The organism is Caulobacter sp. P4_E5, from assembly GCF_056401555.1.
In genome coordinates this window covers 1-10854 of sequence record NZ_JBFUJD010000128.1, presented here as the reverse complement: position 1 = coordinate 10854, position 10854 = coordinate 1, and the positions used below count along the sequence as shown (strand labels likewise).

Sequence of the window (10854 nt, the reverse complement as noted above, 5' to 3'; positions counted from 1 at the left end):
TCGCTGCACTGAATTCGTCGCTTAACCTCGACCATGGGGTTCAACCAGTCTTCTTCGCCTCGCTGACGAATATTTCACTACAGAAATCCGCCTTACCCCGATTTAACTTGGACGTTCGACGATCGCCGTTCATTGCTGCAACCGTCGGTTTGGGGGAGCACGGTTTCGAATGTCGCTGGCCTTGGCCACTCTTCTTTATGAGTGGCGTCGTTATATGGCGGCCGTAGTCGCCCTGGCCTTTTCCGGCCTCCTCGTCCTGGCTCAGGTCGGCATGTTCGTCGGCATCGGCAAGGGTTTCACCGCCCAGATCGACCGCGCCCGCGCCGACGTCATGGTGCTGGGCCCCGGCGCCAAGGCGCTGTTCGGTGGCCCCTCGGGCCTGCCGCGTCGGATGATTCCGCTGGTCTACAGCCATCCCGAGGTCGTCCAGGTGGCGCCGCTGGACGGCTCCGGCGGCCGTTTCCAGAACATCCTGTCGCCTGAGCAGCAGGCCAAGGAAGAGGCTCGCGCCAAGAAGGCCGGCAAGGGCAAAGGCAAGGGCGGCTCGTCCCGCAAGAGCGAGTTCGTCAACGTCACGGTGATCGACGCGATCCCGGGCTATGTGACCGTGCCGACCGACTACACCCAATCGATGCTCGAGGCCCTGCGCCGCCCCTACGCCGTGGCGGTGGACGAAACGGCCCTCAAGCGCCTGGGCGTCAAGAAGGGCGACCGCGCCCTCTACAACGGCAAGACCATCACCATCGCCGTCGTCACCCACGGCTATCCGAACATCATCCAGCCGACCCTGGTCATGTCGCGCGACACCCTGCGGATGCTGGGCGAGGCCGACACCGGCCAGCGCGTCGGCCCGCTGATGGTCGAGATCCGCGACCCGGCCCGCGCCGAGATCGTCGCGGCGCAGCTGAACAAGAAGGCGGACGGCAAGTTCCGCGCCTGGACCCGTCAGGAGCTGGCCGACGCCAATTCCGGCGCCATGCTGGACGACCAGATCATCGGCATCATGCTGGGCTTCTCGGCCTTCCTGGGCCTGCTGATCGGCGTGGCCATCACCTGGCAGACCCTGCGCGGCGCGATCATGGCCAACATCAAGGAATTCGCCAGCTTGCGCGCCCTGGGCGTCTCGATGGGCGACCTGCGCAACATCGTCATGGAGCTGAGCTTCTGGGTCGGCATCGTCGGCGTGCTGGCGGCGGGCCTGCTGACCTGGCTGGTCACCCTGCTGGCCAGCGCCGGCGGCGTGCCGATGTACTTCCCGCCGACCCTGGTGATCGTCGTGGCCGTGTTCCTGGTGATCATCGCCATGCTCTCCGGCTTCCTGTCGCTCGGCATCCTGAAGAACAGCCAGCCCGCGGACCTGCTGCGATGAGCAACGATCACAGCCACAAACGCGGCGAGAGCGCGCTCTCGGCCAACGGCCTGGTCAAGCGCTTCAAGACCGGCCGCACCTTCATTGAGGTGCTCAAGGGGGTGGATTTCGACGCCAAGCACGGCGACGTGACCATGGTCATGGGTCCCTCGGGCTCGGGCAAGTCGACCCTGGTGGCGGCGCTATCGGGCCTGCTGAAGCCCGACGAGGGCAGGGTCACGGCGCTGGACACCGACGACCTGTGGTCCTTGTCGCGCAGCAAGATCGACCGGTTCCGGCTCGACCACTGCGGCTTCATCTTCCAGGGCTTCAACCTGTTCCCGGCCCTGACGGCCAAGCAGCAGGTGATGACGGTGCTGAAGTACCAGAGCATCGGCCCCGGCGAGGCCTCGCGGCGCGCCCAGGCGGCTTTGGAATCGGTGGGCCTTGGTCCGCGCGTCAACCAGCGGCCGTCCGAGCTGTCGGGCGGCGAGAAGCAGCGCGTGGCCATCGCCCGCGCCCTGGCCAAGAACCCGAACCTGATCTTCGCCGACGAACCGACCTCGGCCCTCGACGGCAAGAGCGGCGAGACGGTGATCAAGCTGCTGCGCGCGGCCGCCACCGAGCGCGGCGCGGCGGTGATCTGCGTGACCCACGACCCGCGGCTCGAGGCCTATGCCGACCGCGTCATCCACATCGAAGACGGCCGGATCCTGGACGACGTGCGTAGAACGCCCGACGCCAATCCCGCGCCGCTCAGCCACTGATTTTCTGGGGGAAACTCTGATGCCCGGCTTCCTGCGCCGTCCCGCCTTCTGGGTCGTTCTGATCATCATCGTGCTGCTCGGCGGCGGCTTCTTCTATGCGAAGAAACAGGCCGCCGAAAAGAAGAAGCAACTCGAAGTGGCCGCCGCCCAGGAGGAGCCCTCGCCCTACGCGGCCATCGCCCAAGGCAAGGCCGACGTCGAGGGCGGCGTGATCCAGGTGGCCGCGCGCCGCCAGGGCATCGTCCGCGAGGTGTTCGTCCAGGAAGGCGACGTCGTCACCCAGGGCCAGCCGCTGGCCAAGCAGGAAGACGACGACGTCCGCCTAGCCGCCCAGACGGCGGCCGCCAGCCTGGCCTCGGCCAAGGCCCAGCTGCAGCTCTACCAGGTGCAGCTGCGCACGGCCCAGCGCGAGTACAATCGCCTGCAGGGCCTGGCGGCCTCGAACTACGTCGCCGCCCAGAAGCTGGACGCCGCGCGCGACCAGATCGCCTCGGCCCAGGCCAATATCGGCGCCCAGCAGGCCGCGATCAGCGTCGCCGCCGCCCAGGTCGCCCAGGCCCAGTACAATCAGGAACTGACGATCATCCGCGCGCCGGCCAACGGCCGCATCGCCCGCCGCCAGGCCAATCCGGGCGCCGGCGCCTCGACCCTGAACGTGACCGCCATGTTCGACCTCGAGCCGAACACCCAGCGCATCGTCCGCGCCGAGATCGTCGAGGCCGACATCCCGAACGTGAAGATCGGCCAAGAGGTCGAGATCCAGCCGGAAAGCAATCCGGACCTGACCTATCTCGGCAAGGTCCTGCGCCGCGCCGCCGTGTTCGGCGCCCGCAAGCTGGCCTCGGACGATCCCAGCCAGCGCAGCGACGAGCGCGTCGTCGAGGTGGTGGTCAGCGCCGACGGCGCCCCGCTGCTGGTCGGCCAGCGCGTCCTCGTGAAGTTCATGAAGCCGGGCCAGAAGGCCGGCATCAAGCGCGACAAGCCCACCCAGCCGGTGGCCGGCGGCATGACCAAGAAGTAGGCCTAGGCCGAAGGAGGAGAGCGGACGGCGAACGTCCGCTCTCGACCCTAGGCGGACGCTCCCCAAACCCCTCTCTCTGAGAGAGAGGGAGGGGCCCACGCCGCAGGCGTGGGAGGGTGAGTGGTTACACCCTTTCCGAACGACGCTCCGGCCAAAGCGGCGGCGGCGGCGGTGCAAGCCCGGGTTCACTTTTGAGATACTTCAATGGAAGGCTCGGGATTTTCCGGTAGCGGTGAAACCACTCACCCTCCCACCGCTTCGCGGCGGGCCCCTCCCTCTCTCCCAGAGAGAGGGATTCCGGATGTCCGCCATCCACCCCTATCCGACCGCAGGAACGTTCACTGTCCCACCGACTACGGGGATTGACGCGTTTCTATCCTCGGCGTTCACGACATCGAATTTAGGAAAATCAATCGCTTGTCGATTTTACGCGTATCTGAATGATCCGCGTTCAACCCCGCTCCATACTAACTCCACCTGACGGCTTGGAAGGGACGTCCGGCCGGCGATCGTGACGGCTGTCAGGGGTGGTCGAGCGGGTAGCGCTCGCCGGGTCTCTTCGGAGGCTCGCCTTCGCGGCGGATCCAGCGGCGGGTTCCCTGAAACATCGGGACAAAACCCTGGCGGCGAAGGCTTGGCGGACGCAGCAGGCATGGGCTGAAATCGCCCGTGCATTCCGGGACCGGGGTCGTCGCCCCGGCCCGCCCGTCGGGGGCCTCTTTCGGAAGCAGGTTAAAACCCCGCGCGTCGAGGGCTCACCGGATAACGGCTGCGCGGAGCGCTCGGCTTCGTCGAAACGGTAACACTCAAATCCACCTCCGGGCGTCGCCCGGYGCTCCGCCTCCCTTCCATGCCTTCAGCAGACAGCCGCGTGAGGTCGAGGACTTGCGCGCGCTGCCCAGCGCCCTTGACGCCCCTGCCCTCGCGCCGCACAAACGCGTCAAACCAAACACGCGTTTGAGGGAGACTTGGGCATGGCGGACATCCGCTTCGACGGCAAGGTGGCGATCGTCACGGGCGCGGGCGGCGGGCTCGGCCGACAGCACGCCCTGGAGCTGGCCCGGCGCGGCGCCAAGGTGTTGATCAACGACCTGGGCGGCAGCGTCGACGGCTCGGGCGGCTCATCCGAAGCGGCTCAGAAGGTCGTCGAGGAGATCAAGGCCTTCGGCGGCGAGGCCATCGCCAACGGCTCGTCGGTCACCGACGACGCCGGCGTCGCCCACATGGTCCAGCAGGCCATGGACCAGTGGGGCCACATCGACATCCTGATCGCCAACGCCGGCATCCTGCGCGACCGCACCCTGACCAAGATGGCGCTCGAGGACTTCGAGGCCGTCATGCAGGTCCACGTCTGGGGCACCTTCAAGCCGATCAAGGCGGTCTGGGACATCATGAAGGCCCAGAACTACGGCCGCATCGTCGTGACCACCTCGTCGTCGGGCATGTACGGCAACTTCGGCCAGTCCAATTATGGCGCGGCCAAGATGGCGATCCTGGGCCTGATGAACACCCTCAAGCTGGAGGGCGCCAAGAACGACGTGAAGATCAACGCCATCAGCCCGGTCGCGGCCACCCGCATGACCGAAGGCCTGATGCCGCCCGAAGTGCTGGCCAAGCTGGCTCCGGAATACGTCACGCCGGGCGTCATCTACCTGGCCTCGGACGAAGCCCCGACCGGCGCGATCCTGACCGCTGGGGCCGGCGCCTTCGCCCTGGCGCGCATCTACGAGACCGAAGGCGTCTATCTGGGCGAAGGCGGCCTCTCGGCCGAGGAGGTTCGCGACAGCTGGAACAAGATCACCGCCGAGGATGGCCAGAAGGCCTACTTCAACGGCGGGGAACAGGGTCAGAAATTCTTCCGCAAGATGTCCGGCGGTTGACGTTACGGAAGCATAGATGGCGCGCGAATACCCACGCTTGAGCAACATTTGACATAACGGCGATTGATACGAGGGCCTCGCGCCCTCGTTTCTTTAACAGAACTGACAAAATTCATACCTACGTCAATTAATAGCAACGCTATTTGAGCAGATGCGTTAAAGGCGGCGCTCCTCGAGCGCCGCAAAGGCGCTCGGCGGACTTCTCCTCCCCAAGAAGGTCGCAGTCACCATGTCTCTCTCGCGTACCAGCCTCGCCGCCGGCGTCGCTCTGCTGGCGCTCGTCGCCACTTCCCAGGCCGCCGCTTCGGCCTTCTACCTGCAGGAACAGTCGGTGCGCGGCACCGGTCGCGCCTATTCCGGCGAAGTCGCCGACAAGGGCGTTGGCAGCTTGTGGTGGAACCCCGCCTCGATCGCCGGCATCGAGCGTAGCGAAGGCTATCTGGGCCTCCACGCCATCCTGGTCGACTCCAAGGTCACCGACAACGGCTCGACCATCACCCGTCCGATCCCGCCAACCGGCCTGACGACGCCGATCGGCGGCGAAAACCGCGCCGCCAAGCCGATCAACAACGGTATCGTGCCGAACCTGGGCGGCGCCTTCCGGATCAACGACAAGCTCTCGCTGGGTCTGTCGATCGCCGCGCCGTACAACTTCACCACCGAGTACAGCAAGGCCAGCTGGACCCGCTATGACGCCCTGAAGTCGCAGCTGCGCACGGTCAATGTCGACGGCGGCGTGGCCTACAAGGTCAACGACCTGATCGACCTGGGCGTGGGCGTCACGGCCATGTACGCCGACGCCGAACTGACCAACGCCCTGCCGAACATCTCGCCGCTGCAACCCGACGGCGCCCAGTCGCTGAAGGGCGACGGCTGGGCTTACGGCTATACGGTCGGCGCTCAACTGCACCCGTCCAAGAGCCTGACGATCGGCGCCAGCTATCGCTCGAAGATCGACCAGAAGCTGAAGGGCACGGTGACCGTCGGCGGTCTGCTGGCCCCGATCCCGGCCGCCAACAACTTCTCGACGGACGGCGAGGCCAAGATCACCCTGCCGTGGATCGCCAATCTCGGCGCCCGCTGGGCCGTCAACGACAAGCTGACCCTGAACGGCTCGGTCAGCCGCGTCGGCTGGAGCGAGTTCGACGCCATCCGCGTCAAGTTCGCGACCAGCGCGACCGCGAGCGTTCAAGACTACAAGAACATCACCACCTACGCGGTCGGCCTGGACTATCAGGCCACGCCGCGCCTGACCCTGCGCACCGGCGTCCAGTACGACCCGACCCCGACGCCGGACGTCGGCCGCACCGCCCGCGTGCCGGACGGTGACCGCATGATGTACGCCACCGGCGCCACCTGGGCCGCGACGGACAATCTGAAGCTGGACGCGGCGATCAACTACATCGTGTTCGACAAGAGTAAGATCAACCGCACCGACGTGACCGCCACCGGCTCGACCGTGAACCTGCGCGGCGACGTGGAAGGCTCGGCCGTCGTGCTGTCGACAGGCGCGCGCTTCAGCTTCTAAGGCGGGCGCATCGCTGAAACGGAAGGCCCGCCCGGATCACTCTGGGCGGGCTTTTCATTAAAAACTGTCATCCCGGCCAAGCGCGAAGCGCGCCGAGCCGGGACCGCCGGAAGCGCCGAGCCTGTCGCGGTCCCGGGTCTTCGCCCGGGATGACAGGAGCCTAGTCGCTGACCGTCTCCCACAACGCCMGCGCCGCCGCGACGAACACTTCCGCGGCCGCGCCCTTGGGCTCGCCGATCACGGCGGGAACCCCCTGGTCGCCGCCGATCCGCACGGCGATCTCGAGCGGCACGCGGCCCAGCAGCGGCACGCCCAGGCGCTCGGCCTCGGCCACGCCGCCGCCCTCGCCGAAGATCGGGATCGGGGCGCCGGTCGAAGGATCGGCGAAGAAGGCCATATTCTCCACCAGGCCCAGGATCGGCGTCGCGGTCTTTTCGAACATCGCCGCGGCGCGGCGGGCGTCGATCAGGGCGATCTCCTGCGGCGTGGTCACCAGCACCGCGCCGTCGATGCGCAGCTTCTGGACCAAGGTCAGCTGCACATCGCCCGTGCCCGGCGGCAGATCGACGACCAGCACGTCCAGCGGCGCGGCCTCCGAGCCCCAGGCCACGTCATGGATCATCTGGCGGACGGCCGACGAGGCCATCGGCCCGCGCCAGATCATCGCCTTGCCCTCGTCGACAATGAAGCCGATCGACATCAGCTTGACGCCATGGGCTTCCAGAGGCTGGAGCTTATTGTCCTCGAACAGCGGATCGCCGTCGACGCCCATCATCTTGGGGGCCGAGGGGCCATAGATGTCGGCGTCCAGCAAGCCAACGCGCAGACCCATGCGAGCGAAGGCGACGGCCAGGTTGGTGGAGACAGTGGACTTGCCCACCCCCCCCTTGCCCGACGCCACGGCGATCACGTGGCGGACGTGGGCGGGCTTCTCGGCCTCGGGCGGCGGGACCATGCGGGCCTGCGGGTCCTCGGAGATCTTGGCGCCCTTGCGCACGCGGGTCGCGCCCTCGGCGGCCTGGGCGGTCAGCACGACCTGGGCGACCTGGATCCCTGGCAGGGCGGCCAAGGCCTTCTCAGCGGCTTCGCGGACCGGGGGGTAGATCGCGGCCTGACTGGCGGGAACCTCAAGCATGAAACCGGCGCGGCCGTTGCGGACCACCAGGCCCTGGACCAGGCCGGCGGCGACCAGCCCTTGCCCGCTCACCGGGTCGGCGATGCGGTCCAGCGCCGCGCGGGCGTCGTCGAGGGTGGCGGGGGTGTCAGCGTTCAAGTCAGTCAGGCCTCTCGTCAGGGGCCTGATATCCGCGCGGTGGTCTGGTTTTACAAGTGCGTAGCGCCCTCACCTTCTTCCCGTGGGACACATGACCTCGCCGATACGCGGCGCGGTGCAAGGGTCCGCGCGCCATGTCCGACAGGCTTTTGCTGAGACTTCCAAGTAAATCGAAAGGTCAAATCTGGCGTAGACCATCGGGCTGCGCCTCAAGCGCTACGTTAACGCGCACTTCACTCGGAATGGCATACGAAAGACCTGATGAGACACCTTGGACTACTGCTGATGGTTGCGCTCTGGGGCGGCCGCGCGCTGGCCGGTGACCTCACCGTCACCGTGCATGGCGCCGACGGCAGGCCCGTGCTCGACGCCGTGGTGATGGTCTATCCGAATGGCCAACCGACCAAGGGGCCGATCAAGTTCCCGTGGCCTTACCGGGTGGCGCAGCAGAACATCCAGTTCAGTCCGTTCATGCTGGTGGTCCCGGTCGGCGCCGAAGTGACCTTCCCGAACCTCGATAAGGTCCGCCACCACGTCTACTCATTCTCGCCGGGCAACAAGTTCGAGATCAAGCTGTACGGGCGCGAGGAAAACCGCACCGCCAAGATGAACGCGGCCGGCGCCGTGGCCGTCGGCTGCAACATCCACGACCAGATGGTCGGTTTCATCCGCGTGGTCGACACCGCCTATGCCGGCAAGACGGACGCCGGCGGCGTGGTCACGATCGCGGATGTCCCGGCCGGCCCCGTCGTCGCCAAGGTCTGGCATCCCTATCTGCGCGGCCTGAAGAACGAAAAGACCCTCTCGACCACCAGCGTCGGCGGCGGTCCGGCCCGCGAAGCGGTGTCGGTCGCGCTGCGCGCGCCTGCCGACCATCACTGACACGCCGATGTTCCAGCGCCTCCAGACCAAGCTGACCGTTCTCTACGCCGGGCTTTTCGCCCTGGCGCTGAGCCTGGTGGCGGTGACCGTCTATGTGGCGATCGCCAGCAACGCCCGCGGCGCCGTGCGTCAGGAGCTGGCCGCCTCGGGCGCCGTGTTCGACCGGGTCTGGGCCCTGCGCACCCAGCGCCTGCAGGACGGCGCCGAGCTGTTGTCGCGCGACTTCGGCTTCCGCGCCRCAGTGGCCACGCGCGACGGCCCGACCGTGGCGTCCGCCGTCGCCAACCTGCGCCGGCGCCTGGGCCTGGACCTGGCCTTCACCGTTGGCGTCGACGGTGACGTCGTGGGCCTCGATCCCGCCCGTCTTGATCTCGAGAAACTGTGGAGCGCCCTGGACGCCGAGAACGGCGCACAGGGTGTCTTCGCCATCGACGGCCAGCCCTACCAGCTGATCTCGGCCCCGATCCTGTCGCCGACCCTGACCGGCTGGGTCGTGTTCGCGGCCAAGCTGGACGAACGCGAGATGCAGGCCCTGGAGACACTGTCGGCCATAGGGCTGGACGCCCAGGTGTTCGACCAGCGTGGCGGCCAATGGATCTCGGCCGATCGAGGCCCGGCCAACACCGCCCTGGCGGCCTTCGTCGGCCAGGCCATGCGCGACAAGCTGCGCGCGCCAACCCTGTTGCCCGGCGGCGACAGCCTGGTGCTGGTTAAGCCGATCAAGACCCTGGACAAGGCCAGCGGCGCGGCCCTGGTCCTGCGCTACCCTATGGCTCGGGCCATAGCCCCGTATCGCCCCCTGATGGCCGCGGTGATCGCCGTCGGCGTGATCGGGGCGGCCTTGGTCGCCGCCGCCAGCTGGGCGCTGTCGCGAGGCCTCGCCAAGCCGATCACCGCCCTGGACATCGCCGCCCGCCGCCTGCAGCGCGGCGAGGACGTCACCGTCGAGGTGACCACCCGCGACGAGATCGGCCGCCTGGCCGAGAGCTTCAACCTGATGGCCGGCGAGATCCGCCAGCGCGAGGCGGAGATGACCCGGCAGGCGCTGCATGATGGCGAAACCGGCCTGCCCAATCGCCGCGCCCTGGAACGCGCGATCGAGGCTCGCCTGGCCAACCTGGCGCCCGGCGAACAGGTGGTGATCAGCGCCATCGGCTTCGACCGCTTCCCCGCCGTGCGCGCCGCCATCGGCTACGAACTGGCCACCGAGCTGGTCGCCAAGCTGGGCCAACGGGTCGCCGAGACCGTGCCTGGCGTCACCGTCGGCCGCCTGACGACCTCGATCCTCTGCACCCTGTCCGCCAGCAGCGACGTAGACGGCGTGCTGCGCCGCGCCGACGGCTTCCTGCCGGGCCTGGAAACGCCCATTCTGATCGGTGGCGAGCCCGTCGATGTCCACATCACCCATGGCTTGGCCGCGACCCCGGCCGGCGGCCTCGACGCCGCCCGGCTGATCGAGCGCGCCCTGATCGCTCTCGACCAAGCCCGCGCCGCTCACAAAAAGCTGATGGTGTTCGACCCCGTCGCCTATGGCGACCCGGCCGCCAACCTGTCGCTGATGAGCGAGATGCTGGAGGCGGTGCGCAAGGGCGAGCTCTTCCTGAACCATCAGCCGAAGCTGGACCTGCGCACCGGCGCGATTACCGGAATCGAGGCCCTGGCGCGCTGGAACCACCCGACCCGCGGCTATATCCGCCCGGACCTCTTCGTCGGCATGGCCGAGGAGACCGGCCATATCCGCGCCCTGACCGACTACGTGCTAGCCCAGGCCATCGAGGACCAGGCCCGCCTGCGCGCCGCCGGCCATGACGTCGTGATGTCGGTCAACATCTCGGGTCGCCTGATCGACGACGCCGAGTTCGCCGAATACGCCATCGCCGAGGTCGCGGCCGCCGGAGCCCGCCTGTGTTTCGAGATCACCGAAACGGCCGTGATCGGCAATCCGGACATGGCGCTGACCGTCATCGAGCGGATCGCCGAGGCCGGGATCCCCGTTTCGATCGACGACTATGGCTCGGGCCTGTCGTCCCTGGCCTACCTCAAACAGATCCGCGCCGACGAACTGAAGATCGACAAGGCCTTCGTCATGACCCTGGAGTCCGGCGGCAAGGACGCCCTGCTGGTCAAGTCCACGGTCGAKCTGGCCCACAGCCTG

General features: G+C 67.5%; 8 protein-coding genes. 7 read left to right on the top strand and 1 reads right to left on the bottom strand.

The features are described 5' to 3' along the window. Positions 1-169: 169 nt before the first annotated feature. From AC1DSO_RS23895 to AC1DSO_RS23875, 5 genes are all read left to right on the top strand, one after another. Positions 170-1369, top strand: a complete 1200-nt coding sequence (locus AC1DSO_RS23895) for an ABC transporter permease (RefSeq protein WP_477071184.1) — start codon at positions 170-172, stop codon at positions 1367-1369. Next, positions 1366-2115: an ABC transporter ATP-binding protein gene (locus tag AC1DSO_RS23890; RefSeq protein WP_477071183.1), complete on the top strand. Its 750-nt coding sequence runs from the start codon at positions 1366-1368 to the stop codon at positions 2113-2115. Before AC1DSO_RS23895 ends, AC1DSO_RS23890 begins: the two co-directional genes overlap by 4 nt. Positions 2116-2134: 19 nt before the next feature. Next, entirely contained in the window at positions 2135-3136 is a 1002-nt protein-coding gene (locus AC1DSO_RS23885; protein WP_477071182.1) for an HlyD family secretion protein, read from the top strand. Between the two features lie 974 nt (positions 3137-4110). Next, complete coding sequence (locus tag AC1DSO_RS23880; RefSeq protein WP_477071181.1) at positions 4111-5016, top strand: SDR family NAD(P)-dependent oxidoreductase; 906 nt, start codon at positions 4111-4113, stop codon at positions 5014-5016. A gap of 229 nt (positions 5017-5245) precedes the next feature. Then, complete coding sequence (locus AC1DSO_RS23875) at positions 5246-6544, top strand: outer membrane protein transport protein (protein WP_477071180.1); 1299 nt, start codon at positions 5246-5248, stop codon at positions 6542-6544. Between the two features lie 160 nt (positions 6545-6704). Here the strand turns inward: AC1DSO_RS23875 and AC1DSO_RS23870 are convergent, their stop codons facing one another. Then, positions 6705-7817 carry an Mrp/NBP35 family ATP-binding protein gene (locus AC1DSO_RS23870; protein ID WP_477071179.1) on the bottom strand — a complete coding sequence of 371 codons (1113 nt, stop codon included), beginning with the start codon at positions 7815-7817 and terminating at the stop codon, positions 6705-6707. 261 nt (positions 7818-8078) lie between these two features. Here AC1DSO_RS23870 and AC1DSO_RS23865 point away from each other — a divergent pair, with 261 nt between their 5' ends. Then, entirely contained in the window at positions 8079-8699 is a 621-nt protein-coding gene (locus tag AC1DSO_RS23865; RefSeq protein ID WP_477071178.1) for a cupredoxin domain-containing protein, read from the top strand. Positions 8700-8706: 7 nt separating this feature from the next. After that, a partial coding sequence (locus AC1DSO_RS23860) for an EAL domain-containing protein (RefSeq protein ID WP_477071177.1) occupies positions 8707-10854 on the top strand: 2148 nt, incomplete at its 3' end.